The organism is Streptomyces sp. MP131-18, from assembly GCF_001984575.1.
Taxonomy (GTDB): domain Bacteria; phylum Actinomycetota; class Actinomycetes; order Streptomycetales; family Streptomycetaceae; genus Streptomyces; species Streptomyces johnsoniae.
On the sequence record NZ_LZNS01000001.1, the window covers coordinates 7,723,123 to 7,749,926 of the forward strand.

Annotated in this window: 24 protein-coding genes and 1 pseudogene; 6 read left to right on the forward strand and 19 right to left on the reverse strand. The window is 72.5% G+C overall.

Annotated features, from left to right (window positions below; all coding sequences use genetic code 11):
- Nucleotides 1-4: 4 nt before the first annotated feature.
- Entirely contained in the window at nt 5-772 is a 768-nt protein-coding gene (locus tag STBA_RS34285; RefSeq protein WP_077062881.1) for a polysaccharide deacetylase family protein, read from the reverse strand.
- 77 nt (nt 773-849) lie between these two features.
- The gene (locus STBA_RS34290) at nt 850-1,542 is read right to left on the reverse strand and encodes a glycoside hydrolase family 11 protein (protein ID WP_077062882.1); all 693 of its coding nucleotides are present in this window, start codon (nt 1,540-1,542) and stop codon (nt 850-852) included.
- A gap of 613 nt (nt 1,543-2,155) precedes the next feature.
- Here STBA_RS34290 and STBA_RS34295 point away from each other — a divergent pair.
- Nucleotides 2,156-2,671: a hypothetical protein gene (locus STBA_RS34295; RefSeq protein ID WP_077062883.1), complete on the forward strand. Its 516-nt coding sequence runs from the start codon at nt 2,156-2,158 to the stop codon at nt 2,669-2,671.
- A 30-nt stretch (nt 2,672-2,701) separates the two neighbouring features.
- On the opposite strand, the gene STBA_RS34300 is transcribed toward STBA_RS34295, so the two are convergent.
- The 3 genes from STBA_RS34300 to STBA_RS34310 form a co-directional block, all read right to left on the reverse strand.
- On the reverse strand, nt 2,702-4,741 hold the full coding sequence (locus tag STBA_RS34300; protein WP_077062884.1) for a serine/threonine-protein kinase: 2,040 nt from the start codon (nt 4,739-4,741) through the stop codon (nt 2,702-2,704).
- Nucleotides 4,742-5,151: 410 nt separating this feature from the next.
- On the reverse strand, nt 5,152-5,997 hold the full coding sequence (locus STBA_RS34305; protein ID WP_077062885.1) for a hypothetical protein: 846 nt from the start codon (nt 5,995-5,997) through the stop codon (nt 5,152-5,154).
- Between the two features lie 66 nt (nt 5,998-6,063).
- On the reverse strand, nt 6,064-6,639 hold the full coding sequence (locus STBA_RS34310; RefSeq protein WP_216356006.1) for a TetR/AcrR family transcriptional regulator: 576 nt from the start codon (nt 6,637-6,639) through the stop codon (nt 6,064-6,066).
- Between the two features lie 222 nt (nt 6,640-6,861).
- On the opposite strand from STBA_RS34310, the gene STBA_RS34315 reads away from it, so the two are divergent.
- Entirely contained in the window at nt 6,862-7,998 is a 1,137-nt protein-coding gene (locus STBA_RS34315; protein ID WP_143659608.1) for a choice-of-anchor M domain-containing protein, read from the forward strand.
- 45 nt (nt 7,999-8,043) lie between these two features.
- Here the strand turns inward: STBA_RS34315 and STBA_RS34320 are convergent, their stop codons facing one another.
- The 12 genes and pseudogenes from STBA_RS34320 to STBA_RS34375 form a co-directional block, all read right to left on the reverse strand.
- The gene (locus STBA_RS34320; RefSeq protein ID WP_077062888.1) at nt 8,044-8,730 is read right to left on the reverse strand and encodes a GntR family transcriptional regulator; all 687 of its coding nucleotides are present in this window, start codon (nt 8,728-8,730) and stop codon (nt 8,044-8,046) included.
- Between the two features lie 54 nt (nt 8,731-8,784).
- A pseudogene (locus STBA_RS34325) lies at nt 8,785-9,066 on the reverse strand (proline racemase family protein); the annotation flags it as partial.
- 95 nt (nt 9,067-9,161) lie between these two features.
- Nucleotides 9,162-10,073, reverse strand: a complete 912-nt coding sequence (locus STBA_RS34330) for a dihydrodipicolinate synthase family protein (protein ID WP_077062889.1) — start codon at nt 10,071-10,073, stop codon at nt 9,162-9,164.
- Between the two features lie 62 nt (nt 10,074-10,135).
- Nucleotides 10,136-11,593 carry an aminopeptidase P family protein gene (locus tag STBA_RS34335; RefSeq protein WP_077062890.1) on the reverse strand — a complete coding sequence of 486 codons (1,458 nt, stop codon included), beginning with the start codon at nt 11,591-11,593 and terminating at the stop codon, nt 10,136-10,138.
- Complete coding sequence (locus tag STBA_RS34340; protein ID WP_077062891.1) at nt 11,590-12,879, reverse strand: alpha/beta fold hydrolase; 1,290 nt, start codon at nt 12,877-12,879, stop codon at nt 11,590-11,592. The genes STBA_RS34335 and STBA_RS34340 overlap by 4 nt, the downstream gene beginning before the upstream one ends.
- Nucleotides 12,876-13,760 carry an ATP-binding cassette domain-containing protein gene (locus STBA_RS34345; protein ID WP_077062892.1) on the reverse strand — a complete coding sequence of 295 codons (885 nt, stop codon included), beginning with the start codon at nt 13,758-13,760 and terminating at the stop codon, nt 12,876-12,878. Before STBA_RS34345 ends, STBA_RS34340 begins: the two co-directional genes overlap by 4 nt.
- Nucleotides 13,757-14,641 (reverse strand): ABC transporter ATP-binding protein, encoded by an 885-nt coding sequence (locus STBA_RS34350; protein ID WP_077062893.1) that lies wholly within the window; start codon nt 14,639-14,641, stop codon nt 13,757-13,759. Before STBA_RS34350 ends, STBA_RS34345 begins: the two co-directional genes overlap by 4 nt.
- Entirely contained in the window at nt 14,638-15,633 is a 996-nt protein-coding gene (locus STBA_RS34355) for an ABC transporter permease (protein WP_077062894.1), read from the reverse strand. The genes STBA_RS34350 and STBA_RS34355 overlap by 4 nt, the downstream gene beginning before the upstream one ends.
- Complete coding sequence (locus STBA_RS34360) at nt 15,633-16,595, reverse strand: ABC transporter permease (protein ID WP_077062895.1); 963 nt, start codon at nt 16,593-16,595, stop codon at nt 15,633-15,635. The genes STBA_RS34355 and STBA_RS34360 overlap by 1 nt, the downstream gene beginning before the upstream one ends.
- A 3-nt stretch (nt 16,596-16,598) precedes the next feature.
- Nucleotides 16,599-18,320, reverse strand: a complete 1,722-nt coding sequence (locus STBA_RS34365) for an ABC transporter substrate-binding protein (RefSeq protein WP_077062896.1) — start codon at nt 18,318-18,320, stop codon at nt 16,599-16,601.
- Between the two features lie 38 nt (nt 18,321-18,358).
- On the reverse strand, nt 18,359-20,305 hold the full coding sequence (locus STBA_RS34370; protein WP_077062897.1) for a beta-L-arabinofuranosidase domain-containing protein: 1,947 nt from the start codon (nt 20,303-20,305) through the stop codon (nt 18,359-18,361).
- Between the two features lie 161 nt (nt 20,306-20,466).
- Nucleotides 20,467-20,895, reverse strand: coding sequence for an arsenate reductase ArsC (locus STBA_RS34375; protein WP_077062898.1), 429 nt, complete (start codon nt 20,893-20,895; stop codon nt 20,467-20,469).
- 80 nt (nt 20,896-20,975) lie between these two features.
- Between STBA_RS34375 and STBA_RS34380 the strand changes: the two genes are divergently transcribed.
- Nucleotides 20,976-21,290, forward strand: coding sequence for a metalloregulator ArsR/SmtB family transcription factor (locus STBA_RS34380; protein WP_077062899.1), 315 nt, complete (start codon nt 20,976-20,978; stop codon nt 21,288-21,290).
- The gene (gene arsB / locus STBA_RS34385; protein ID WP_077062900.1) at nt 21,287-22,405 is read left to right on the forward strand and encodes an ACR3 family arsenite efflux transporter; all 1,119 of its coding nucleotides are present in this window, start codon (nt 21,287-21,289) and stop codon (nt 22,403-22,405) included. The genes STBA_RS34380 and arsB overlap by 4 nt, the downstream gene beginning before the upstream one ends.
- A 15-nt stretch (nt 22,406-22,420) precedes the next feature.
- Here the strand turns inward: arsB and STBA_RS34390 are convergent, their stop codons facing one another.
- The gene (locus STBA_RS34390) at nt 22,421-22,783 is read right to left on the reverse strand and encodes a metalloregulator ArsR/SmtB family transcription factor (protein WP_077062901.1); all 363 of its coding nucleotides are present in this window, start codon (nt 22,781-22,783) and stop codon (nt 22,421-22,423) included.
- 156 nt (nt 22,784-22,939) lie between these two features.
- Here STBA_RS34390 and STBA_RS34395 point away from each other — a divergent pair, with 156 nt between their 5' ends.
- Both STBA_RS34395 and STBA_RS34400 read left to right on the forward strand, forming a co-directional pair.
- Complete coding sequence (locus STBA_RS34395; protein ID WP_077062902.1) at nt 22,940-24,337, forward strand: NAD(P)-binding domain-containing protein; 1,398 nt, start codon at nt 22,940-22,942, stop codon at nt 24,335-24,337.
- A gap of 74 nt (nt 24,338-24,411) precedes the next feature.
- Nucleotides 24,412-25,254: an aldo/keto reductase gene (locus STBA_RS34400; protein ID WP_077062903.1), complete on the forward strand. Its 843-nt coding sequence runs from the start codon at nt 24,412-24,414 to the stop codon at nt 25,252-25,254.
- Between the two features lie 183 nt (nt 25,255-25,437).
- Here STBA_RS34400 and STBA_RS34405 read toward each other — a convergent pair whose 3' ends face one another.
- Entirely contained in the window at nt 25,438-26,781 is a 1,344-nt protein-coding gene (locus tag STBA_RS34405; protein ID WP_077062904.1) for an OFA family MFS transporter, read from the reverse strand.
- Nucleotides 26,782-26,804 lie beyond the last annotated feature (23 nt).

Sequence of the window (26,804 nt, forward strand, 5' to 3'; positions counted from 1 at the left end):
CGCGTCAGCGGGGTGGGGCCGGGAGGGTGAAGGCCCAGCCCTGGGACGCGAACTCGGGGATGATCATGTCCACGGCGGCCACGGTCGCGCTGCGGTCCCCGCCGCCGTCGTGCAGCAGCACCACGGCTCCCGGCGTGATGCCGGACCTGAGGCGCTGGGCGAGCTGGTCGGCCGTGGACGGTTCCCAGTCGTTGATGGCCAGCCGCCAGCCCAGCGGCTGCATGCCCAGGCTCGCCGCCACCGCCGGGGTCTGCCCCCAACTGCCGTTCGGTGCACGGAAGTACGGGATCGGTGCGCCCGGTACGGCCGCGCGGATCGCGGCGCTGGTCTGCTCCAGGTCGGCGCGGATCTGCTCGGGAGTCCAGGAGGCCATGTCGCTGTGGTGCATGGAGTGGTTGCACAGCGTATGGCCGTCCGCGGCGATCTGCCGCACCAGGTCCGGATACTGCCGCACGTGGTCACCCCACAGGCAGAACACGGCCTTGGTGCCGTTCTCCCGCAGGAGTTGCAGAAGGCCCGGCGTGTTGGCGGGGTCGGGGCCGTCGTCGAAAGTGAAGGCGACCGTCCGGCCATCGATCCCGGTCGAGTCGATGATCGTGCTGTCCGCCGTGGTGCCAGGACCGCCGTCGTGCGTGGCCTGCACCGGGCCCGCGGCGCCCGACGTGGCGGCCACACACAGGCCGAGGCCGGCCAGCAGCGCCAGCAGGCGGGCCCGCGCCCGGCTGATGCGGCGACGTGCGCCCGCTCGGTGGGGTGGGTCGATGGGATTCATTGGTCCTCACTCGTTCCCTTCCGGCTCGTTTCGCGGCCCGGCGGCATCCCTGCACGGCCGCGAGCGAGCGGGCCGCGTCAGTTCACCGTGAGACTGGAGCTTCCGCTGCTCTGGTAACCCTCGGTCGCGAGGATCATGTAGTAGTTGAAGCTGCCCAGGGCCATCCCGGCGTTGCCCCACGCGTCGAAGTGTGTGCCGGTGTTGATGGTGCCGCCCGCCTTCGGCGACTGCCGGACACTCCAGAACTGGGGGAAGGTCTTGATGCCTTCGACGGAGGGCGCGTCGTAGCGCATCGTCTGGTAGAGGTCGTACGTGCCGCCGTCACTTGAGACGGTTCCCTTGAAGTCTCCCGTGGGCCGGTAGGTGCCGTAGCCGTCGACGACGTAGTACTCCACGAGCGGATTGGACGTCCATCCGTAGAGGCACAGGTAGCCGTTGCCGGACGGGTTGAAGCTGCCCGAGTAGCTGACCGTCCGCCGGCTGCCGTTGCTCCAGCCCTTGCCGCAGACGAAGTTTCCGGTGTTGGTCCACGAGGTGCTGTAGCTCCCACCGGACCCCAGGGTCATGGAGACCGTTCCCTGGGCGTCGGTCCAGAACGAGTAGTAGTAACCCTCGTGGGTGCCGGTCTGGTTCTCAGTGATGGTCTGCGCCGCGCGGGCGGTGCCGGGCGTCACCAGCGCGGACGCGCCGAGCGCCAGAGCGCCGGCCCCGGCGCCGCCGATGAAGGTCCGGCGGTTGATCCGGGGGGCGGGGCGGTTCTCCTCGTGCATGCTTCCTCCTCGTGAAGGCTGGCGGGAGGCCAGGCAGGGGTGACGACTCGGCCGGCCTGTGGGGGGCCGGGGACGCCGGGCGCGCGTCGCGGTCCAGCCGCGCGGCGTGGTCTGTCCGGTCGTCGTGGGGGGCCTGCCCCGGATGGGCCTTCGGGGCAGGTCTGTTGATGCCGAACAGTGTTGGACCGGCCCGACGAGTTGTCAATAACTTCCGCAAGTATTCCGGAAGTTCGCATCCCGGTGCTGCCGCTCGGAGGTGATGTTGTCCCTGGTGAGTGGCCCAAGTCCCATCGTGCGGGCGGGGGTAAGGTGCGGGAACGTCGGTATCGGGCGCGGTTGCCTGAATGTAAGGCCGAAAATTATCGGAGTCATTCCGGTTGGCTGTGTGCGGATGGCCGCATGGGCCGGGCCGGTGGGAGCGTCGTTCGCCATGTTTCTGCCGGGACGGGCGGGGGTGTCCGGTTCAGGAGTATGGGGGCGCTGCTCGGCGCCGCCGCGCCGTTCTCAGGAAATTCTCAGCCCGGCCCCAGAGTGCTCTCAGAGTCGCCGCCCATGCTGCCGGTGCCGCCCGGCGCGGGTCGGCGAAGCACACCGAGCACACGAGGTAACGGACATGGCCTCCGCCGCCGAACGCGCACTGGGCAGACTCCTGAGCAAGCACCGCACGGACCACAGGCGGCGGGGCCGGATCGCCCTGCGGGACCTGGCTCTCGGCGCGGCCGGTGCGGCGGCGGCCGGGGGCATGGTGTCCGCGGGGCTCCCCGGCCCTGCCGCCGTTCCGGTGCTCGCCGCGGCCCTGCTCGCACTGTGGCGCGGCGCCGCGCGCGGCCACCACCACCGGCGCCGTGGCACCGAGGCGTTCCTGGTGCGCGAACGGGGCCTGGCCCACCGCCGCGCCGGGGCCGTGCGGACCATTCCCTGGCAGGACATCGACGCGGTGACGGTGCGCCGTGGCACCGCGCTGCGCCGCCTGCTCGCCTCGGACGTCACGTGCACCATCAGAACCGCCCGCGGTGAGGTGCTGCGGGTCACCTCGTTCACGCACGAGGCGCAGGCCCTGGCGCGGGCGGTCGCCGACCGGGCCGGGCAGCAGCGGCCCGTCACCTCGGTGAACGCCGCGGGCACCTGAGGCCCGCGGGTCCGTCTCCGTGCGCCCGGTTCAGTCGGTGCCCAGGTTCACCGTCGGCTCGTCGATAGCCGCGGCGGGAAAGTGCCACCGCTCCAGCAACTCCTCGTAGGTGCCGTCCTCCAGCAGCGCGCCCACCGCCGCGCGCAGGGCATCGCGCAGCTCCTCCTGCCCACGGGGGACCGCGATGCCACGGGCACTCCTTTTCTCCTGGGCGAGGACGGCCCGCAGCCCGGTTTCCGGGTGCTCGCCCGCGTAGTAGGCCGCCTGGGAGTAGAGCAGCACCGCCGCTTCCGCCTCCCCGTCCCGGATCGCCGCCGCCATGTTGTCCCGGCTGGCGAAGGGAACGACCTCGACCGGGTCGGGGCACGCCTCGGTGTTGTCCGCCACCACGCCCTCCATCATGTCGCCCTCGTAGGTGGTGACGGACAGGCCGCACAGCTCGCTCATGTGGCCCGAGTAGGCCGGGTCGTCGCTCATGACGCCCCAGCCGTCCATGAAGTGATTGACGAAGTCCACTTCCAGCTCTTCGCGATCGTCGGGCCTGTCGACGAATCCGGACATCGCGATGTGCGCGCCGGTATCGCGGCCGTGCCGGACAGCCGCCTCGGCAGCGTCGGTCTCGTCATCGGTCAGCACGAAGGTCATCTCCACGCCGAGCTGCTCCCCGATCGCGTGGGCGAGGTCCACCTCGAAACCGGTCAGGTTCTCCTCGCCCTCCTCCGCGTAGATGACGGGCCACGCTTCGGAGGAGCTGTGCACCGTGATTCCGCCCGCGTCCCACACCTCCTGCGGGACCAGGTGAGCCAGCGGCGCGTCCGACCCCTCCCCGCCGCCGCCGGTGTCCTGGGGGGAGTCGTCCTCCGGCGGGGCCTCCGCCCCGTCGCCCCCGTTCGTCACGACGAGCGGGATCACCACCGCGAGGGCCAACGCCCCGGCCAACGCCCCAATGACATAGGGGAGTCGGCGCCGCCCGGGCCCGGACGGCGCGGGCGGCGTCGACACGTCCCGGCCGAACTGCGGCGGCGGTGTCGAGCGTTCGAACTCGCGTGAGGCGTACGTGGTCTGGCTCCCGTGCACCGCCGGTGCGTAGGGCGACGGTCGTGGGAACGACGGCGTCCCTGGCGTGTCGAGGTCCCACGCCGGGTGCGGCCCGTCCGCCTGCGGCCCGTCCAGCGCCAGCAGATCCGCCGCGTCCCGCCCCAGCCGCGCCGTGAGCCCCGGCGGCAGCCAGAACTCGGCGCCCGCCCGCTCCTCCGCCAGCGGCGCGATCTCCGCCAGGGAGGGCCGCTCCTGCGCGTCCTTCGCCAGGCAGCGGGTCACGAGCTCCCGCAGCGCGCCACTCAACCGGCCGTTCTCCGGGCCCAGTTGAGGAGCCTCGTACATCACCCGGTACAGGATCGTGTGCATCTGCGCCCCGTCCCAGGAGAACGGGTCGAAGCCGGTCGCCGCATACGCGAGCACCGCGCCCAGCGCGAACACGTCCGCCGCGCCGGTCAGTTCCTCGCCCCTGATCTGCTCCGGCGGCATGTACCCGGGCGAGCCGATCATCGCCCCGGTCCGCGTCACCACGCTGGCGTCCACGGCCCGGGCGATGCCGAAGTCGATGACCTTCGGCCCCTCCAGCGTCACCATCACGTTCGACGGTTTCAGGTCACGGTGAATCAGCCCGCTGCCGTGGATCTCCGTCAGCGCCCGGGCGAGACCCAGCGCCAGCGCCCACACCGAGTGCTCCGCCAGCGGCCCGTTCAGTGAGTCCACCACCTGCCGCAGCGGCGGCCCGACCACGTACCCCGTGGCGACCCAGGGAACGGCCGACTCGGTGTCGCTGTCCAGTACCGGCGCCGTCCACATCCCGCTGACCCGCCGCGCCGCCTCGACCTCCGCACGGAACCGCCGTCTGAAGTCCGGTTCTCTGGCCAGCTCTCCGTGCACGATCTTGACCGCGACCATTCGCCCGCTGTGCGAACGCCCCAGGAAGACCTGCCCCATCCCGCCCGCACCCAGCCGCCCAAGCAGCCGGTACGGGCCGATGGCCGGTGGGTCCTCCGGGGTCAGCGCCTCGACTGTCATCGTCAATGCCCCATTCAGCGGCCGCGTCAGCGGCCGCCTCGTCAAGGGCCGCCTGGCCGATGTGCCACGCGGCCAGCAGCTCGCCGTCCCTGCCGTCGTGCGCCGGGCCCCGGGCCGCTCGGCGGCCGGTGTCCTCCCGCGCGGCGCCGCCCGGGCCGCCAGGCCGCAGCTCCTGCACAGCCGCCTCCTCAACACCGTAGCCGTCGTCGTCGACCGTCACGGGGACCCGCCATGGGCCCGGACGCCAGCGATCCTAGCGGCCGAACTACAGACCGCAGGCGGGTCGGTACAAAGCCGTGACCAGCAAGTGTCACGATCCCCGCTCCGCGGCCTCCGGCGGCGTCGCGACCCCGCCGCCGAAGGCCGCTGCCCGGTTCCGCGGCGGCTGTGGCCGTGGCCCGGGCGGCTCGTCAGTCCTTGATGACCTCGATCAGGCTGGCGAAGCTGTCGCGGCCGTGGCCGGCGTCGGTGCCTCGCCGGGTCAGGGTCCGGATCAGCAGGGGGAGGGCGGGGTCAAGGCCGCCGGCCTCGGTGGCCGTGACGAGGTGGTCCATCAGCGGCGCGTCGAGGTCGAGCCACTCCTCGTCCCCCGGGTAGACGCCGTCGTCGACCTGACCGGCGTAGTCGGCGATGACCTCGCTGACGGTGGTGGCGAGCCAGTGGGTGAGCAGCGGGGACACGGTCCTGGCTCGCACTCCGGCGGTGCCGAGCAGGGCGGCCGTCTGGAGGAAACCGAGCAGGGTCGCCCAGGCCAGATTGAGCAGCGCGACGTCGTACAGGGAGGCGGTGGCGGCGTCGGGGCCCAGATAGGTCGCGCCTCCGAGGCGTCGCAGCCGCTCCTCGTGCTGCCGGAACGCCTCGCCCGAGCCGCTGTAGACGAGCACCGTATCCGGGTGTCCGACGTGCTCCGGGTGGGCCATCAGGGCGCCGTGGAGGTACGGGTTGCCGCGCTCGGCCGCCACGGCGGACGCCTCGCGGGCCTGCTCGCCCGTGCCGGAGGTGAAGTTGACGAGGGGGCAGGATGCCGCGAGCGGCGACGCGGCCAGGTGTCGCAGGGCCCGGGCGGCTTCCGCGGGGTCCTCGGCGCACAGCAGGACGAACGAGGCCGAGGCCAGCACCGCGTCGTCATCGCGGTCGGGGTGCCACGCGGTCACGGGGCGGCGCGGCTCCGCGAGGGCACCGGCCAGGGCGGCGCCCCGCGGGCTTGATCCGGTGATGGCGATGGTCGAACCGGGGGAGTGGTCAGGCGAGTTCAAGGCGTCTCCGTCCTCAGGGGGTAGGCACGGAGAGGACCCTACATGATGTAACTTACGTTTTGTAGGTTACGGTCGCGCCGCCCGTCCCAGCGCTGCCGCCGCCGCCGACACGGCCGCCGTCCGCGAAAGGCGTTCCTCCGCCGCGGCCTGCGCGAGCGCCTCGGTGGCGCCGAGCGCGCCGATCAGCGGTGCCGGGCCGGGCGCCTGGCCCGTGGGGGTGAAGGGGGCGAGCGCCCTGCCGAACGTGTCGACGTAGAACTCCCGCGAGGCGCGCCGGAAGTCGCTCGTCTCCCGGCTCCCCGACAGCGCGGCGCTGATCCGTTCGCACTCGGGCCCGGCGGCCAGTACGCCGTCCACGTACGCCGCGGCGAGGATCGCCGCCACATCCTCCAGTGTCTCGGCGCGCTCGCGCACGGCGTCGCGGATGGCCTGCCCGAGTTGTTCGTCGTAGGCCCGGTAGAGAGCGAGGAGCAGCCCGCCGCGCGTCGTGAAGTGCTCGTAGGTGACCGGGCGCGAGACCCCGGCCCGCTCGGCCAGGCTGACCAGGGTCAGTGCGTCGGTGCCCTCGGTGCGAACGATGTCATGGGCCGTGTCCAGGAGTTGGCGGCGTCGCTCCTCGCGCGTCATCCGCTGGGCTGCCATGCGGGTGGGCTCCTTCGGGTGGCTGCGGGGCGTCGTCGCCGGATCTTACGTGCTCCGCGGGAGGTGCGGCTCCAGCACGGCATGCGCCATAGACATGGAAATCATTTTCATATACGGTCCTGTCGTCACATCGGCGGTTCATACCCAGGACGGCCGTGCCGGGGCGGGGTCCACGAGGCAGCGGCCGCCCCCGGCACGGTCCTCGTGTCGAGGAGTCGATTCATGCGAGAGCACGCGAGGCGTGCCGGACGTACTGGACGTGCCGGACGTGCTCTGGTCGGTGCGGTGGCCGCCTGCCTGGCCGTGCCGGTCCTCGTCACCCCGGCGCGGGCCGGTGAGGAGCCGGTGCGGGAGCGGGCCGTGCTCACCGGTGGCCACCTGGATCTGGCGGCGCGGCTGGACGGCGGTGCGCTGGAGTTCCACCTCAAGGACGGCACCGTGCCGGGCCGGACGGTATGGCGGGAGCCGAACGATGTCATCCTGCACTTCGACGCCCGGCACGAGTGGGAGATACCGGAAACCGCGCCCGGAGTGGTGCCGGAGCAACTCGGGCGCGCCGGTGACACGGTATGGGTCGACCACAGCGTGACCTACGGTGACGGGCTGCTGTGGCCCGGCTGGAACACGGAGGAGGTGGCCGCCGAGGCGGTCCGTTCCCCGGTCACCGCCACGTTCACCGGCATCGACGGTCCCGAGGGCTTCTTCCTCGGCCAGTGGCGGGACGACCCGGAACGCGGGACGGTCGTCGGCATCGACATCGACTCCACCCGGCCGGAGCCCGGAAGCGTCGAGTTGCGGCCGGGGGTGCACGCGCATCCCCTGTGGTTCTTCACCGAGGAGGGGGTGTACCGGATTCGTCTGGAGATGAGCGCCGTGCTGGCCTCGGGCGAACGCGTGGACGACGCCGCCACGTTCACCGCCGTGGTGGGCGACATCGATCCCGCCGACGTCGAACTGCCCGGACCGGAAACGCCGGACGAGCCCGCACCACCAGAGCTTCCCGAACCGCCCGAGGAGCCGGAGGAACCCGAGGAGCCGGAGGAACCCGAGAAGCCGGAAGAAGCGGAGGAGCCCGGGGAGTCCGAGGAGCCGGAGGAGCCCGGAGTCCCGCGGGAGCCGGACGGCACCGGCGGCCCCGGGCAGACCGGTGGGGCGGGGAGTCCGGAGGCTCCCGCCGGGGCCGACGGCTCCACCGCGGCGGGCCGGGGGCCCGGGACACCGAACCCCGCCGGCGGCCAGGCCGCCCACGACGCGCTCGCCGCCACCGGCGCCGCCGCCGTTCCCGCCCTCGCGACCGCCGCGCTCCTCGCCGCGGCGGCGGGCACCCTGCTCATCCGGCTCGCCCGCCACGCCCGCTGACCACGGCACGCGCTCGGCCGTGCGCGCGGCCGGCCGGGGGCGTGGTCATGGCTTCGGCGAGGTCCCCTTGCCCGCCCATTTGCCCCGCACGTGCCCGATGTGACGTTCCATCAGCGCCTGCGCGCCGACCGCGTCGCCCGCTTCGACGAGGTCGAGCAGCTCGTGGTGTTCGCGGGCCGACTCCTCCAGGCGGCCGGATTCCAGCAGCGGGGTGAGCCCGAGGAGGCGGGTGCGGGCGCGCAGGTCGGACACGATGAGGGAGAGCTGGCGGTTGCCGGCGTAGGCGATCAGCGCCAGGTGGAATTCCCGGTCCGCGTGGATGTAGGCGACCAGGTCGTTGCCACGTACGGCCGTGACGATGGCCTCCGCCAGCTCGCGCAGCCGGGGGAAGTCCTCGGGCGGGACGAGGGGAACGATGTCGCGCACCGTGGGTGGTTCGAGCAGCAGCCGGATGTGGGTGGTCTGGTCCAGCTCCTCCTCCGGCACGGTCCTGACCTGGTACCCCTTGTTGGGCAGGGGCTCGACCATGCCCTCGCGTACGAGGTCGAGCATCGCCTCGCGCACCGGGGTGGCCGAGACGCCGAACATCGTGCCGAGCGTGGGCGCCGAGTACACGGCGCCCGGCCTCATCTCGCCCGAGATGACCGCCGCCCGCAGCGCGTCCGCGACTATCTCCCGCAGCCGCTCGCGCTTCGTCAGCGGCTGTAGTCCAGCGATCGGCGCTGTTTCCATCTTGCCCTCCGCAAGTACGTGGTGGTGCTTCCCGACGTCGTGCCGCAGCCGTTCCTACAGCAGGAAGCCCGTGGGGAACGGGTCGGTCGGGTCGAGGAGGTGCTGACCCGTCGCGGTGATCCACGCCCGGCCGGTGATGGCGGGCACCACGGCCCGGGCACCGGCGACGGTGGTCTCCGCGATGAGCCGGCCGGTGAACCGCGTGCCGATGAACGACTCGTTGACGAAGTCGCTGCGCAGCGGAAGCTCCCCGCGGGCGTGCAACTGCGCCATTCTGGCACTGGTTCCGGTGCCGCACGGCGAGCGGTCGAACCAGCCGGGGTGGTGGATGGCCATGGTGTCGCCCGGCAGCACGCCGACGCCGCCGGTCACGACGCGCGTCGGCATGCCCTCCGTATGCGAGTCGACCACGTGCAGGACGCGGCTGCTTTTCACCGGTACCCCCGGGCGAGTACCGCCTCGGTGTCGCGCACGATGCGTTCCGCGGTCCCGGGCGGCAGCGGGCCGCGCGGGGGCCGGCAGGCGCCGCCGCGCCGTCCGGCGACGTCCATCGACAGCTTGATGGCCTGCACGAATTCGGTTTTGGAGTCCCACCGCAGCAACGGGTGCAGGTCGCGGTAGAGCGGCAGGGCGCGGGCGACGTCCGCGGGGTCGCCCGAGGTCGCCAGCCGGTACAGCTCGACGGTGGTGGCCGGAACGACGTTGGGGTAGCCGGCGATCCAGCCGACCGCGCCGGCGAGGCCCAGTTCCAGCAGCACGTCGTCGGCGCCGACGATCAGGTCGAGGCCGGGGGCCAGCTCGCGCAGCTCGTAGGCCCGGCGCACATCGCCGGAGAACTCCTTCACTCCGACGATCAGTTCCTCCTCGTGGAGGCGGGCCAGCAGCGCGGGCGTGAGGTCGACCTTGGTGTCGATGGGGTTGTTGTAGGCGACGACGGGCAGGCCGACCGCCGCGACCTCGCGGTAGTGCTGCACGACCGACTCGGTGTCGGCGCGGTAGGTGTTGGGCGGCAGGAGCAGCACGGAGGTGGCGCCCGCCCGCATGGCCTGCTCCGCCCAGCGGGCGGCCTCCAGGGCGCCGTAGGCGGCGACGCCCGGCATGACGCCGAATCCCTCGGGTGCGGCGGCGACCGCCGTCTCCACGACGGCGGCGCGCTCGGCGTCGGTGAGCGTCTGGTACTCGCCGAGGGAGCCGTTGGGGCACACGCCGTCGCAGCCGTTCTCGGCGAGGAAGCGGACGTGTGCGGCGTACGCGTCGTGGTCGACGGCCCGGTCCGCGGTGAACGGCAGGGCGGCGGCGACGTAGACACCGCGCCAGACCGTCGGCGGGGCGGTGGTGGGCATGGGACTCCTGTCGGGTCGTGGAGCAACGCTCGTGGGGGACTGGGCCGTTGGGCGGTGCAATATCACATGATACTGTGCGGACGCCCGGTCAGCCCTGCCACCCAGGTCTCCAGCTCGCGGGCGGCGATCGGCAGCGCCGAGGACAGCACGTCCGAGCCCTCCCCGGTGACGAGCAGGTCATCCTCGAGACGGATGCCGATACCGCGCAGTTCCGGCGGCACGGTCAGGTCGTGGGCGTGGAAGTAGAGACCGGGCTCGACCGTGAGGACCATGCCGGTCTCCAGCGTGGCCCCCTGGTACGCCTCGTAGTCGGCGGAGGCGCAGTCGTGGACGTCGAGTCCCAGGTGGTGCCCGATACCGCACACGAGATAACGCCGGTGCTGCTGGCCCGCGGGGGACAGCGCCTCGTCCACGGACACGGGCAGCAGGCCCCAGTCGTGCAGGCCGCGGGCGATCACCTCCATCGCGGCGAAGTGGAAGTCGGAGTACCGGCGGCCGGGGCCCACCCGGGCCATCCCGGCCCGGTGCGCCGCCTCCACCAGGTCGTGGACCTGCCGCTGGGTCTCGGTGAACCGGCCGCCGGGCGGAACGGTGCGCGTGATGTCCGCCGTGTAGAGCGAACGTGTCTCCACGCCCATGTCGAGCAGCAGCGGCTCGTCGGGCAGCACGGGCCCGTCGCACCGCACCCAGTGCAGGGTCGGGGCATGCGGGCCGGAGCCGACGATCGTCGCGTACCCGGGGCCGTTGCCCACGGTGCGGGCGTGCCGGTCGAAGGTGCCCTGGAGCCAGCGCTCGCCGCCGCGCGCGACCGCGGCCGGGATCTCCGCGACCACGGCGGCGAAGCCGTCCACCGTGTGATCGACCGCGTGCCGCAACTGTTCGATCTCCCAGTCGTCCTTCACCATCCGCAGCCCGGACAGCTCCGCGGCGAGCCGCGGTTCGCCGTGCAGGCCGTGCCGCCGGACCAGTCCTGGGTCCGTGCCCGGCGTCGCCCAGGCACCGGCCGCCCCGGACAGCGCCTCGTCGAGCGCGGACAGCGGCCTGACCGCGATGCCCAGCGCGCGCGACCACGCGGCCGGGTCAGGGGAGGCGCCCACCCACAGCTCACCGTGGGCGGCGTCGGAGAAAAAGCCGGGGTCGCCCGGCCGGGCGGGGGGCGGCACGAACAGCGTCGCCTCGTGGTCCCCGTCCGGCCCGCCCCCGGCCCTGAGCACCAGGACGGCGTCCTCGACGGCGCAACCGGTGAGCCAGACGAAGTCGCTGTCCGCGCGGAAGTCGTAGGCGGTGTCGTTGCTGCGCACCGGCGCCCGGCCCGCGCCGGCGACCACGGTGCGCGCCCCCGTGCGTGCCGCCAGGCGCCTGCGGTGGGCGGCCGCGGCCGCGGCGGCCCCCGCGGGCAGCGGAACGGGTACCTCCACCGGCGCCCACCCCCGGGCGATGCCGTCCGTGAACGCGGGGACATCGGCCGGGCGCGGCGGCCGGGTGCCGGCGTACGGCGGCTGCGGAACGGACTGGCTCATCGTCGTTCCCCTCCCTCGTCGCGCACCATGTCCAGGAGCCGGGAGAGCACCCGGCCGCCGGCGATGCCGTCGTGTTCGTACTCGTTGGTGACCCAGACCTGCGCGTTGCCCAGCAGGTCGGCGGTCGCCAGTTGCAGGCCCGCGTCCACGTACATGTCGTCGTGGTAGACGGCGGCGGCGAGCGGCACCTCGTTCGCCGCCAGCCGGTCGAGGTCGTACAGGGGGCTCCACCGCTCCCTGGCCGCGAGCAGCTCGACGGCCGGGCGGAACGGGCGCAGTGCGCGGATCTCCTCGGTCATCCACGGGTAGGCCATCTCGCCGGTGAAGAACAGCGGCCTGGCGTCCTCGGCGAACTCCGGATGCCGGGCCCGCTCCCGCTGGGCCGCCCAGCCGGTCGGCCCATTGTCGACGTGGCCGTAGATCGACTCCTGCATCATCCAGAACAGCGGGTTCTCCGCCGCACAGGTGCGGGTCCACACGCGCGCAAGGAAGGCGTCCGACAGCCTCCCCGGCGCGGCGAACGCCTCGTCGAGCAGCCAGTGCAGGCGCTGCGCGCCTGGCTTCATTCCCAGGTCGACACCGAGCATCTGGAAACGGCGCACCGTCAGCCGGTCGCCGTCCGGGAGCCGCACGTCCCGCTCGGCGAGCAGGTCGGCCACCGCCGCGGTCCGCGCCACGTCCTGGGGGTAACGCCGCTGGAAGGCGCGGTTCTTGCGCGCCACCCGCGGATACGTGCGCCGGTACACCTCGCCCGCGTCCGGCGGCAGGCCGGGCAGCCCGCCGGTGACGTAGCAGGCGGTCAGCGCCTCCGGCGCCCTGGACAGGTAGGTGAGGGTGAGGAAGCCGCCGTAGCTCTGCCCCAGCGTCGCCCAACGCCGCCCGCCGTACACCGTTTTGCGCACATGCTCGGCATCGGCCACGATCGCGTCGGCCCGGAAGTGGCTCAGGTGGTCGGCGCCGCGCTCCGCCGAGCCGAGCTCGGTCATCACGGCGCCGTCCACCGGGCTGCTGCGGCCGGTGCCGCGCTGGTCGAGCAGCATTACGCGATAGTGGGCGAGTGCTTCCCCCAGCCAGCCGGAGGTGTCCAGCGGTCGGGGCCCGTGCCCGCCAGGACCGCCCTGGAGGAACAGCAGCAGCGGCAGGTCCTCGCTCCGGCGGGCGGGGTCGCCCACCTCGCGGACGAACACCTCGACGCGGCGTTCGTCCGGCGCCTCCCACACCAGCGGCACCGTCACCCGGTGCTCGCGTATCCACGCGCCGGGCAGCGCGTACTCGGTGACCGTCACGTCGTCTCCCGTTTTCCGTCGGCGGTTTCCCGTGTCCGGGCGCGCGCCCTGCGGGCCGCCTCCCACTCGGGCCTGATGCGGGGCACCGCGGCGAGCAGTGCCCGCGTGTAGTCGTGTGCGGGCGAGGCGAACAGCGCGTCGCGATCCCCCGTCTCCACCACGCGGCCCTGGTGCATCACGGCCACCCGGTGCGCGATCTGCCGGACCACCGCCAGGTCGTGGGCGATGAACAGGTAGCTGTACCCCTCCTCGCGCTGGAGGCGGCGCAGCAGATTGATCACCTGGGCCTGGACCGAGACGTCGAGGGCCGAGACCGCCTCGTCGCACACCACGACCTTCGGGCCCACGGCCAGCGCCCGCGCGATGCCGATGCGCTGCGCCTGTCCGCCGGAGAACTGCGCGGGGTGGCGTTCGCTGTGGTCCGGGTTGAGGCCGACCCGCTCCATCAGCGAGCGGGTGAAGGCCCGGGCGCCGCCCGGGACGGAGCGGCCCTGGTAGACCAGGGGCGCGGTGACGATGCGTTCGACGGTGTGCCGCGGGTTCAGCGAGGAGTAGGGGTCCTGGAAGACCACCTGCACCTCGGAACGGAACCGGTGCAGCGCCGCACCCGACAACCGGGTGACGTCGTCGCCCTGGAACTCCACCGTGCCCGACGTCACCTCCAGCAGCCGGGCCACCAGGCGGGCCGTGGTCGACTTCCCCGACCCGGACTCGCCCACGAGCGCCAGCGTCTGCCCCGCCCGCAGCTCCACGTCGACGCCGTCGACCGCCCGCAGGACGCGTTTGCGGGCGAACGCCCCGCCCTGCCCGCGCACCGAGAATTCCTTGACGAGCCCGCGGGCGGTGAGCAGCACCTGCGGTCCAGGAACGGCGGGGGTCATCGTTCGTCTCCCTCGGTTGCGCCCGCCGCCGGGGACGGGCCTCGGCCGTGCACCGTCCGCAGCTCGCCGACCTCGTCGTCGAGACGGGGGACCGCGTCGAGCAGGGCGCGGGTGTACGGGTGCCGCGGGTCGGAGAACAGCCGTTCGGCGCTTGCCCGTTCCACGCACGCCCCGGCGCGCATCACGAGGACCTCCTCCGTCATCTCGCTGACGACCGCCAGATCGTGCGTGATGAGGAGGAGCCCAGCGCCGGTCTCCTGCCGCACCTCGGTGAGCAGCCGCAGAATCTGCGCCTGCACGGTCACGTCGAGCGCGGTGGTCGGCTCGTCGGCGATGAGGAGGTCGGGCTCCGTGCACAGCGCCATGGCGATCATGACCCGCTGCCGCATGCCGCCGGAGAACTGGTGCGGGTAGTGGTCCACGCGCCGTGCGGCGTCCGCGATGTGGACCCGTTCCATGGCCTCCACGGCGACCCGGCGGGCCTGGCGCCGGGTGACGCGCTGCCGGTGGGCCCGGTACGCCTCCTCGATCTGCGTTCCGACGGTGTAGTACGGGTTCAGCGAGGACAACGGGTCCTGGAACACCATGGCGATCCGGTCGCCGCGCACGCGCCGCAGCTGCCGGTCGGTCAGCCCGGACAGCTCGCGGCCGGCCAGCCGCACCCGGCCGGACATCGTGGCGCGCGGCGGCAGCAGGCCCATGATGGCCAGGCTGGTCATCGACTTGCCCGATCCCGACTCGCCGACGATGCCGAGCGAGCCGCCGGGCTCCAGCGTGAAGCCGAGATCCCGCACCACGTCCACCGCGCCCTGCGGGGTCGGGAAGGTGACGTTCAGCTCTTCGACTTCAAGGAGCGGGGGGGTCTTTCCGATTGCGGTCATGCGGAGTTCACCCTCACCCTCGGATCGAGCGCCGTGTACAGCAGGTCGATGACGACGTTGCCGACCACGACGAAGAACGCCGCGAGCAGAGTGACGCCCATGATGACCGGCTGGTCGTTGCGGCTGATCGAGTCCGCCGTCATCTTGCCGACTCCGTTCAGGCCGAAGACCGTTTCGGTGATCAGTGCGCCGCCCAGCAGTCCCGCGAAATCCATGCCGAAGACCGTCGCGATCGGGGTCAGCGCGGGCCGCAGCGCGTGACGGCGGATCACCTGGTGACGTGGCAGCCCCTTGGCACGCGCGGTCCGCACATAGTTCTCCGACAGCGTGTCGATCACGTTGGCGCGGGTGAGCCGCGCGTAGACGGACGCGTAGGCGAAGGCGAGCACGATCCACGGCATCAGGTAGTTCTGGAACCAGCCGCCCGGGTCCTCAGCGAAGGTCACCGTTCCCGGGAACGGCAGCCACTCCAGCTCCACGACCAGGACGTACTGGAGCACCAGCGCGAACACGTAGTTGGGCACGGAGATCCCGGAAAGCGCCACGACCATGGCGCCCCTGTCCCACCAGGTGCCCTCCCTGAGCGCGCCGAGCAGCCCGCCCGCGACACCGGCGAGCAGCCACAGCACGGCCGCGCCGACGGCGAGCGTCGCCGTGACGGGCAGCCGGTCCATGATCATGTCCCACACCGGCTGGCTGGACTGGAACGAGTAGCCGAGGCACGGCGCCGCGCAGTGCGTCGCGCTCTCGCCGACGCCGTACGTCCGCCCGGCGAAGAGACCGCCCAGGAAACTGAAGAACTGGGCGAGCAGCGGCTCGTCGAGGCCGAGATTGGTGCGGATGCGCTCGATCAGCTCCGGCGTGCAGTTCTTCCCGCAGATCTGCACCGCGGGATCGGGGGACAGTACGAAGAACACGCCGAAGGTGAACAGGCACACCAGCAGCAGGATCAGCACGACCCCGGACAGCCGCGCGATGAGAAACCGGGCCATCAGCGCACCCCCTGCGGATCGAGGACGGCACGCAGACGGTCACCGAGCACGGTGAACGAGAGCACGAGCAGGAACAGGAACGCGCCCGGGATCGCGAAGTACGTCGGCACCACCGAATACCAGCTGACCGAGGAGGCGATCATCTGCCCCCAGGACGGCGTCGGCGGCACCACCCCGACGCCGAGGAACGAAAGACCGGCCTCCGTCCCGATGTAGCCGGGGACGGCCAGGGTGGTCATGACGATGATCGTCGAGCGCAGGTTCGGCAGGATTTCCCGGAAGACGATCGTCGCGCGTCCCGCTCCCGAGGCGCGCGCCGCCTCCACGAACTCGCGCCGCGCCAGCGACATCGTCTGGCCGCGCACGATGCGGGCCAGATAGGGCCAGCCGAAGAGGGAGATGACGACGACGAGCAGCACCGCGCGGTTGCCCGCGGGCAGCGCCGACAGAATCGCGATCATGAAGATGAGCGCCGGGAAGGCCATGAGGAAATCCATGACCCGCGAGATCACCCAGTCCACCTTGCCGCCGAAGAAGCCGGCCAGCAGGCCGAACACGACGCCGAGCAGCGTGGTCAGGGCCGTGGCGGCCAGGGCGATGAGCATGGACACCCGCGCGCCGTACACGATGCGCGCGAAGATGTCCCGGCCGCTGCCGGGCTCGACGCCGAACCAGTGCTCCCCGCCCGCGCCGCCCCAGCCGCCGAACGGCACGCCCCCGAGGTCGGGGTTCACCGCCGTCTGGTCGAACTCGTAGGGGCCCCACCCGCTCATCCGGACGATGAGCGGGGCGAAGACGGCCATGGCGACGACGAGCAGGATGTAGGCCGCGCTGAGCACGGCACCGGGGTCGCGGCCGAGCGCGCGCAGGACGCCCCGCCGGGGCGGCGGCGGCGCGCCGCCGGCCCCGGAAGGCGGCGCGCTCTCCTGCGCTGCCGCGGGCTGAGTCGGAAGGGCGGCCATCGGTCAGCCCCGCTCGGGGTCCCGCAGACCGACGAGCACCAGATCGATGCCGCCGGAGGCGGCGCCGGGGGATGAGTACAGGCCCGTCACGTTTTCGCCCGGCAGCGTGATGGTCGATTCGAACGCCAGCGGAACGACGGGGGCCAGTTCCATGATCTCCTCGTCCAGCAGGCCCCACTGCTCATTGGCCGCCTCCAGGTCCGTCATCGCGCGGATCTCGTCGATCCTCGCGTTGATGCCCTCGTCGTTGATCTGCGCCAGGTTGGAGTTGCCCTGGTCCGTGATGTTGCGGCCGTCGAACAGCGGCGGCAGGAATGTGGAGGCCGACGAGGCCCAGTCCGGGCACCAGCCGGTGATCGCCGCGTCGTGCTGAAGCGCCGGGGTGCCGATGGTCTCGTAGTACGTCGAGGTGTCGATGACGTTCAGTTCGACGTCGATGCCGACGCGGTCCAGCGCCTGCTGAACGGCCTCCGCCTGTGCCTGCATCTTCGGCTGCGACCTGATGTCCAGGGTCATGTCGAAGCCGTCGGGCAGCCCGGCCTCTTCCAGCAGCGCACGCGCGGCCTCCACGTCGCCTTGGTGCTCCTCGCTGGGGTAGAGGTCGTACTCGCGGTACCCGCCGACCGCCGGGGGCAGGATCGTGGTGGCGATATCGGCGAGCTGCGTGCCGCCGCTCGCGTTCTGCACCGCGGCGCGGTCGACGGCCAGGTTGACGGCTTGGCGGACCCGGACGTCGTCGAAGGGCTCCTTGGTGGTGTTCAGTCCCATGTACGTGGTGCAGACCCCGGGCAGTTCGAGTTTGCGTTCCTGCAACTGCGGGGTCTGGATGCGGGCCAGGGTCGCGGGCTGGATCGTGAGGGCGATGGCATTCGCGTCCGCCCCCTGACCGGCGAGCATCCGCTCGTCGATGGTGGCGACGTCCAGGCCGATGACGAACTCCCAGGCATCCGGGTACGCCTCGCGCACGTCGTCCGTCTCCGGGTCCCACTCGTCGTTGCGGACCAGCTTGATGGAGCTGCCGGGCGAGTAGGAGTCCAGCGTGTAAGGCCCGGAGGCGATGATGTCGTTGATGAACGCGTCACCGGCGCCCGAACCCTCGGGGAACGGGACGAAGGAGTTCTGCGAGACCACGGAACCGAACTCGGGGAACGGTTCCTTGAGATGAAAGACGATGGTCCGCGCGTCCGGCGTCTCGATGGTGTCCAGCGGGCCGGACCGGTAGGGGCCCTCGTAGCCCTCGGGGGCGTCGATGACCTGGCGGGCGTAGGGCGACCCGATGCCGATCTCGGGGTCCCAGGACCTGGACACGCCGAACTTGACGTCCGCGGACGTGATCGGCGTCCCGTCCTCGAAGCGCACCCCTTCCTTCAGGGTGAACGTCCAGCTCAGACCGTCCTCGGAGGGGGTGCCGAGGTCGGTCGCCAGGTCGGGCACGATCTCGGACGGGTCGTCGGAGTTGCCGGGGGCCGGGGTCGTCAGCGTCCGGTAGACCAGCCGGTAGAAGTTGTTGACGCCACCGTCGAATCCGCGTGCCGGGTCCAGATAGGAGAAGTCGGCGTTCTGGAGCATGGTGACGGTGCCGCCGCGCTCGGGCGTGTCGGTGAACGCCCCGCCGCCGGCGTCGTTTCCGCCGTTGCCCGCGGCTCCGCCGCCGGAACACGCGCTCAGCGCGAGCGCGGCCGTGGCGGCGGCCACCGCGGCGCGTATGAGGACAGGTGATTTCACGGGACTCCTCGAAAGGTGGGTGGGCGGGGAGGGGAACTTCAGAAGCGGCGGAGCCACACACGCATGGCTCCGGCCCGCCTGTTGCCCCACAGGAAGTACGGGATCAGGCGCACGCCGGCGCGGCCGGGCGCCGCCCCGGCGGCAGCTTCGGCCTCGGCGCCGGTGAACTCGGGGTACAGCTCGTCCCCGGCGGGCGGGGCCACCGCCAGCTCCGTGTCGAGGGCGCGGACCGGCATGCCCCACGTCTCCCGGTCGGCGGTCACGCGCACCGCCTCCAGCCCGGCGGCGTCGAGCACGAGGTCGTCGACCTCGGCCGCCGTGTCCTGCTGCTCCACGCAGTACACGAGCGGTCCGCGCAGCAGCGCGAGAGCGCCGCGCGCCGCGTCGAGACGGGGGTGGGAACGCACCGCGCGGACCCGCAGCGGCAGGTCGAGCACCACGCGGTCCCCCGGTGACCAGACGCGTGTCAGCCGCAGCCACCCGGGCTCCGCGGGCACGGTCCGGCCGTCCACCTGCGCCTGCGCGCCGTCGGCCCAGCGGGGCACGCGCAGCGCCAGCGTCACCGGCCGGCCGGGAGCGGCGTCGACCTCGACGGTCACCCGCCCGTCCCACGGGTATTCGGTGCGCACGGTGACGCCGAGCGTCCCGGAGCGCACGCGGGCGTCCGCGTACAGCGCGAGGGTGAGCGTGTCCTCGGCGGCGACGGCGACGTGGTCCTGCAACTGGGAGACCCAGCGCACGATGTTGGGCGGGCAGCAGGGGCAGCCGAACCAGCCGCGCCGCAGCAGCTCGCCGCCCGTCTCCGCGCCGCTGCGCTGGTCGTGGTCGGGCCGGCGCTGCAAGGGGTTGTCGTAGAAGAAGGCCCGTCCGTCGAGGGAGGTGCCGACCGCGAAGGCGTTGAACTGCACCTGCTCGACGACGTCGAGCACGTCCGCCCGCCCGGTCGCGAGGAACAGCCGCCAGCCCCACTGCATCGTGCCGATCGCCGCGCAGGTCTCCGCGTAGGCGCGTTCCGCGGGCAGCTCGTACCGGTCGCCGATGGCCTCGTCGGAGTGGCGGCTGCCGAGGCCGCCGGTGAGGTACAGCTTCGTGGCGACCATGTCGTCCCACAGGGCCTCGACGTGCGCGAGCAGTTCGGCGTCCCCGGTCTCGACGGCCACGTCGGTGGCGCCGGCCGCCAGGTACACCATCCGCACCGCGTGCCCGGTGACCGAGTCGAGCGCGCGCAGCGGCACGTCGTCCTGGAAGTACGAGGGCGGAAGGAGCGTGGGTTGCAGCGCGCCAGAGCCGCGGCGTTCGACGAACAGCTCGGCCTGCCGCAGGTAGGTGCGGTCCCCGGTCTCGCGGTACAGCTCCACGAGCGCCATCTCCACCTCGGGGTGCCCGCAGTACCGTTGCTCGCCGCCGTCCCCGAACCGCTTCACGACGAGGTCCGCGAACCGCCGCGCCACAGCCAGCAGCCGGTCGTCCCCGAGCTGGCGCGCGGCGGCCACCGCGGCCTGGACGAGATGGCCGAGGTTGTACAGCTCGTGCCCCCACTCCAGGTCCTCCCAGGGGGACTTGACGGCATCCGCGCCCTGGAAACGGGTCGACAGGTAGCCGTCGGGGGCCTGGGCGCGCTCGATCAGCTCGACGCTCCGCGTCCAGAACCCCTCCGTCGCGGCGTCGGCCCGGCCGCGGGCGAGTTCGTAGACCAGGCCCTCCAGGGTCTTGTAGACGTCGGTGTCGAGGAACGGGTAGCGCCCCCGGTAGGGCGTCGTCGCGCCGTCGGCCACCCGCCGGAAGTTGTCCAGGTTGCCGGCCCGTTCCATCTCCCGCACCGCGTGGGGGAGCGTCGCGGCCTGGTTGCGTTCCTGCCACCGCGCCAGGAGCCCGTCGCGCAGTTCGACATCCCGCGCACCCAGCGGACGCCCGACGCCGGTGGCCGCATGGACCGCGGGAGCGCCGGTGGGCCGGGAATCGCGGGACTGATCGGAATGGCCCATGCCGGCCTCGCCGCCTCTCGCTGACTGAAATGTGGCGGGTGACATTGCACTGTCACAGGATCTCGGCCACATAAGGGACCGGTAACGTTCGCGTTACCTCGATGTGGTCCGCATGCCGCCAATCAGGACGGAACGGCGCGAAAGCGCGGCGCGGCCGGGGGTTACCGTGCGGCCGCGGCGTCGATCTCGGCGATCAACTCCTCGATGCGGGCCCTGATCTCGTCCCGGATCGGCCGGACGGCCGCCACGTCCCGGCCGGCGGGGTCCGCCAGTTGCCAGTCGAGGTACTTCTTGCCGGGGAAGAAGGGGCAGGCGTCGCCGCAGCCCATGGTGATGACGTAGTCGGACGCCCTGACGGCCTCGGGGTCAAGGGCCTTGGGCTGCTCGGCGGAGATGTCGACGCCGGCCTCCCGCATCGCCTCCACGGCCGCCGGGTTGACCTGCCCGGCCGGGAGGGAGCCGGCGGAGCGTACCTCGACGCGGTCGCCGGCGAGGTGGGTGAGGAAGCCGGCGGCCATCTGGGAGCGGCCGGCGTTGTGCACGCAGACGAACAGGACCGAGGCGATGGGGCCGGTCGGAGCGGGGGGCATGGCGGTGATCCCTTCGCGGGGCTGACGGTGACATCAGTCCGGGCTGGTGTCGGTATCGGGTGGTGTGAAAGTATCAGCTCATGCTGACTTCAGTCGATACTGATGTGATCCGGGTGCTGGCCGACCCGCTCCGCATGCGGATCGTGACCCTGCTCGCGCACGAAACCCTGTGCACCACGCATCTGGTGGCGGAGACCGGAGCGAAGCAGACCAACCTCTCCAATCACCTGCGGGTGCTGCGCGAGGCCGGCATCGTGGACACCGAGCCGTGCGGGCGGTTCACGTACTACCGCCTCAGGCCCGAGGTCGTCGCGGCGCTGGCCGGACAGTTCACGGAGCTGGCCGCCGAGGCGCGGGCCACCGCCGAGGCGGGCCGGAAGCGGGCCTGCCCGTGACCACCGCGAGGAAGCCGGCGCCGCCCGGCCCGCCCGGCACGCCCGCGGACGCCGCCGCGATCACGGCGAAGCTCTCCGCGCCGGACCGCTTCCTGCCGGTGTGGATTCTCGCGGCCATGGCGGTCGGCCTGCTGCTGGGCCGGGCTGTGGACGGGCTGGACGAAGCCCTCGCCGATCTGGAGGTCGGCGGGATCTCCCTGCCCATCGCACTCGGCCTGCTGGTGATGATGTACCCGGTGCTGGCCAAGGTCCGCTACGACGCCACCAGCCTGCGTACCGTCACCGGCGACCGCCGTCTGATGGCGTCGAGTCTCGTGCTCAACTGGCTGCTCGGGCCGGCCGTGATGTTCGCCCTCGCCTGGACCTTCCTGCCCGACCTGCCCGAGTACCGCACCGGGCTGATCGTCGTCGGCCTGGCACGCTGCATCGCCATGGTCGTCATCTGGAACGACCTGGCCTGCGGCGACCGCGAGGCCGCCGCCGTCCTGGTGGCGCTCAACTCCATCTTCCAGGTCCTGCTCTTCGGCGTGCTCGGCTGGTTCTACCTCGACCTCCTGCCCGGTTGGCTCGGCCTCGGGGCGGGCGAGCGCCTGGACGTCTCGGGGTGGGAGATCGCGCTGAACGTCGCGGTGTTCCTCGGTGTTCCGCTGCTCGCGGGCTTCGCCACGCGCCGGATCGGCGAGCGGCGCATGGGCCGGGAGCGTTACGAGGCGCGGCTGCTGCCCCGGATCGGCCCGTGGGCGCTGTACGGGCTGCTGTTCACCATCGTGCTGCTGTTCGCGCTCCAGGGCGACACCATCACCTCCCGGCCCTGGGACGTCGCGCGGATCGCGCTGCCGCTGCTGGTCTACTTCACCGTCGTGTGGTTCGGCTCCTACGCCCTGGGGCGCGCGATCGGCCTGCCCTACGACCGCACCGCGACGCTCGCCTTCACTGCGGCGGGGAACAATTTCGAGTTGGCCATCGCCGTGGCGATCGGCACCTTCGGTGTCACCTCGGGCCAGGCCCTCGCCGGGGTCGTCGGCCCGCTCATCGAGGTGCCGGTGCTCGTGGCACTGGTCTACGTCTCCCTGGCGCTCCGGCGCCGCGCCCCCGCCGGAGCCAAGGAGGGCTGACGCGACCGACGCGGGTCAGGCGGGGGCTGGAGCCCGCAGGAGCCGGCCCATCGCGGCCAGGACGGACGGCTCGACGCGGTAGAAGACCCAGGTGCCGCGCCGCTCGGACGTGAGGAGGCCGGCCTCTCTGAGCTTCTTCAGGTGATGCGACACGGTCGGCTGCGAAACGCCGACGTCGGAGATGTCGCACACGCAGGCTTCCCCGCCCTCGTGCGAGGCCACCGCGGTGAACAGCCGCAGGCGGACCGGGTCGCCGAGCGCCTTGAACATCCGCGCGGAGCGCTCGGCCTCCTCGGCGGTGAAAGGCCGTTCGGTCAGGGGCGGGCAGCACGGCTCGGCGTCCGGCTCCCGCACCTGCGGAACTCTGCTGTTCGGCATACGCCTATGTTGACACACGTCGAAGCAGCGCCCACAGGCTTCCTGGGCGCGCCCCTTGGTTCGATAACTGTCTATGTTGACGGCGGTCTAAGCAGATGGGATGCTGGCCGCGCAGTCATTGATATTCATCGAAGCAGTGAGAACGGAGCGCAGCTCATGCCGGACATCACCGCCCTGCCCGTCGCCGTCATCGGCGCGGGCCCCGTCGGTCTGGCCGCCGCGGCCCAGCTGATCCGCCGCGGGATCACCCCCCTGGTCCTGGAAGCCGGCCCGCGGGCCGGGACCGCCGTGCGGGACTGGGGACACGTGCAGCTGTTCTCGACCTGGAGCGAGCTGATCGACCCGGCCGCGGAGCGGCTGCTGGCGCCCACCGGCTGGGCCCCGCCCGACCCCGGCGCACACCCCACCGGCCGCGCGTGGGCCGAGCAGTACCTCCAGCCCCTGGCCGACGCCCTCGGCGGCCGAGTCCACTACGGGACGACCGTGACCGGCGTCGCCCGTTCCGGCCGCGACCGGGTGGTGGACTCCGGCCGCGCCGAGCAGCCGTTCACCGTGCACGTCACCCGCGCCGACCGCGCAGAGGAGCGGCACGCCGTGCGGGCCGTCATCGACGCCTCCGGCACCTGGTCCCGCCCCGGGCCGCTCGGCGCGGACGGCCTGCCCGCCGCGGGCGACCGGGCCCTCGCCGCCGAGGGCCGCCTCGGCCACCGCGTGCCGGACCTGGCCGACCCGGCCGTCCGTGAGCGCTTCGCGGGGAAGCGCATTGCCGTGGTCGGCACCGGCGCCTCCGCCTTCACCGCCCTCGCGCTGCTGTCGGAGCTGGCGCGGCAGGACCCGGCAACGCACGCCGTGTGGGTGCTGCGCCGGGGAGTCTCCGGCGCCACATTCGGCGGCGGCTCCGCCGACCAGCTGCCCGCCCGCGGCGCGCTCGGCCTGCGCGCGAAGGCCGCCGTGGAGGCCGGCCACGCCACCGCGCTGGCCGGCTTCCGGACCGCCGCCGTCGAACGCGCGGGCGGGCGGCTCGTCCTGGTCGCCGAGGACGGGCGGCGCTCCCAGCCCGTCGATCACATCCTCGTGCTCACCGGCTTCCGGCCCGACCTGTCGTTCCTCTCCGAAGTCCGCCTCCGCCTGGACGAACGGCTGTCCGCACCGGCGGCCCTCGCCCCGATGATCGACCCGAACGTCCACTCCTGCGGCACCGTCCGCCCCCACGGCGTCAAGGAGCTGGCCCAGCCGGAACAGGGCCTGTTCCTGGCCGGGATGAAGTCCTACGGCCGCGCCCCGACCTTCCTGGCCATGACCGGCTACGAACAGGTCCGTTCGCTCGCCGCCGCCCTCGCCGGCGACCGGGACGCCGCCGAACGCACCGAGCTGGTCCTGCCGGAGACCGGGGTGTGCGGCGGCACCGGGGTGTTCGACGCGGCGACGCCCGCTGCGGGGGAGACCGTCGGCGGCTGCTGCGCCCCGGAGCCGCAGCTCCTGCGGATCTCCGCCGGCGGCCCGGCCACCGCGGAGCCCGCGAGCCCCCCGGCGGCGGGTGGCTGCGGCTCATGACCGGCGCGGGCTTGCGAACGCCCGTGCTGCCCGGCGCTGTTAGCGTGGCCGCGACCGAAAGGCGACAACAGCGGATGATATCGACCACGTTCCCCATCGGCGGCGATCTGACCGTGGGACGGCTCGGATACGGCGCCATGCAGCTGCCCACCGGGCCCGCCCCCGACCGCGCCGACTCCGTCGCGGTCGCCAGGCGGGCCGTCGAACTGGGCATCACCCTGATCGACACGGCCCACCTGTACGGCGGCGGCGCCAACGAAGAGCTTCTCGCGGAGGCCCTGCACCCCTACCCGGACGGGCTCCACATCACCACCAAGGTCGGCGTCGCGCGCTCGGCCGACACGGGCGAATGGGGCCTGGACGGGCGGCCCGCCGTGCTGCGCGCCCAGGTCGACCAGGCCCTCCGGCGGCTCCGCGTCGAGCGGATCGAGCTGCTCCAGCTGCACCGCATCGACCCGGATACGCCCCTCACCGACCAGCTCGGCGCACTGCGGGAGCTCCGGGCGGAGGGCAAGATCGGCCGGATCGGGCTCTCCGAGGTCACCGCCGAGGAGCTCGCACGGGCGCGGGAGACCATCGACGTCGCCAGCGTGCAGAACCGCTACAACGTGCTCGACCGCGAGCACGAGCCCGTGCTCGCGGCGTGCGAGGCCGCGGGCATCGCGTTCCTGCCGTGGCGGCCGGTCGCGGCGGGGGAGTCCGGCGCCAGCGCGGACATCGCCGCCGTCGCGGCCGAGCTGGGCGTCACGCCCACCCAGGTCTCGCTCGCCTGGCTCCTGCACCGCTCGCCGGTCGTCATCCCCATCCCGGGAACCGCCCGGATCGACCACCTTGAGGAGAACGTCGCCGCCGCCCGGATCGGCCTGAGCGACGACCAGCGCAAGCGCCTTGACCGACTCGGGGGAAGCCCGGCGTAGTGCCTCCTCCCCCGAGCCCCCCGAGCCCCCGAGCCCGCTGACCCGCGGGGCCGGCGGGGCCCGCAGGGGCCGGCGTTCAGCCGGTGAACAACTGGGCCGCCTTGCGGACCAGTTCGACGAGGCCGTAGGCCAGTGGCAGGCCGACCCACAGCCAGCTGAGGACGAGCAGACGGCGATGGGCGTTCACACCGGGGCTCCTTCGGGCTCGTGATGTTTGGCGTGCACCGGCCGGACCATCTCGTTGGCGATGAAGCCGGTCACCAGCAGCGCGATCATGATGGTGAACGAGAGGGTGTACAGGTCGGGCCCCGTACGCCCTGCCGCCTCCTGATTGTCGGCGATGGCGTTCACGATCAGCGGGCCCAGCACCCCCGCCACCGACCAGGCCGTCAGCAGCCGGCCGTGGATCGCACCGACCTGGTAGGTGCCGAACAGGTCCCGCAGGTACGCCGGGATCGTCGCGAAGCCGCCGCCGTAGAACGACAGCAGAAGCAGCGCCGCCACGATGAACACCGGCTTGGCGGCGTTCCCGGCCAGGGCGAGCGCCAGATACAGCAGCGCGCCCGCGCCCAGGTAGAGCCGGTAGATGTTCTTGCGGCCCACCAGATCGGAGGTGGACGACCAGACGATGCGGCCGGCCATGTTGCACAGCGAAAGCAGCGCCACGAAACCGGCCGCGGCGCCCGCCGTGACCGGTGCGTCGGTGCCGGCGAAGAAGTCCTGGATCATCGGCGCGGCCTTCTCCAGAATGCCGATGCCCGCGGTCACGTTGCAGCACAGCACGATCCACAGGCACCAGAACTGCGGCGTGCGGATCGCGTTCCGCGCCGATACACGCACGGCCGGCGGCCCCGATCGCGCCGCCCGCGCCGCCGCACCGGGGGCGGCGGGCGGGCGCCAGTCGTCGGCCGGCACCCGGATCAGCCAGACGCCCAGCGACATGAACACCGCGTAGGCCGCCCCGTGCACCGCGAAGGCCGTCGCGATGCCGCCGGTGTCCGTGCCGAACGCGTCCAGCATCTCGCTCGACCACGGCGAGGCGATCAGCGCGCCGCCGCCGAAGCCCATGATCGCGATGCCGGTCGCCATGCCCGGCCGGTCGGGAAACCACTTGATCAGCGTCGACACCGGCGAGATGTAGCCGATGCCGAGCCCCACCCCGCCGATGCATCCGTAACCGAGGACCACCAGCCAGAACTGCTCGCTCAGCACGCCGAGCGCCGACACCAGGAAGCCGCTGGAGAAGCAGCAGGCCGACACGAACATCGCCCACCGCGGCCCGTTCCGCTCCACCAGCGTGCCGCCGAAGGCCGCCGACAGGCCGAGCATCACGATGCCGAGCTGGAACGGCAGCGCGCTCTGGGTGCCGCTGAGCCCCAGCGCCTCCTCCAGCGGCGGTTTGAAGACGCTCCACGCGTAGGCCTGCCCGATGGCCAGGTGCACCGACAGGGCGGCAGGCGGCACCAGCCACCTGCTCCAGCCGGGCGGGGCCACGGTCCGTCCGCGATCAAGGAAACCAACTGACATGTCCGCGAACTTATGTGAAGGTT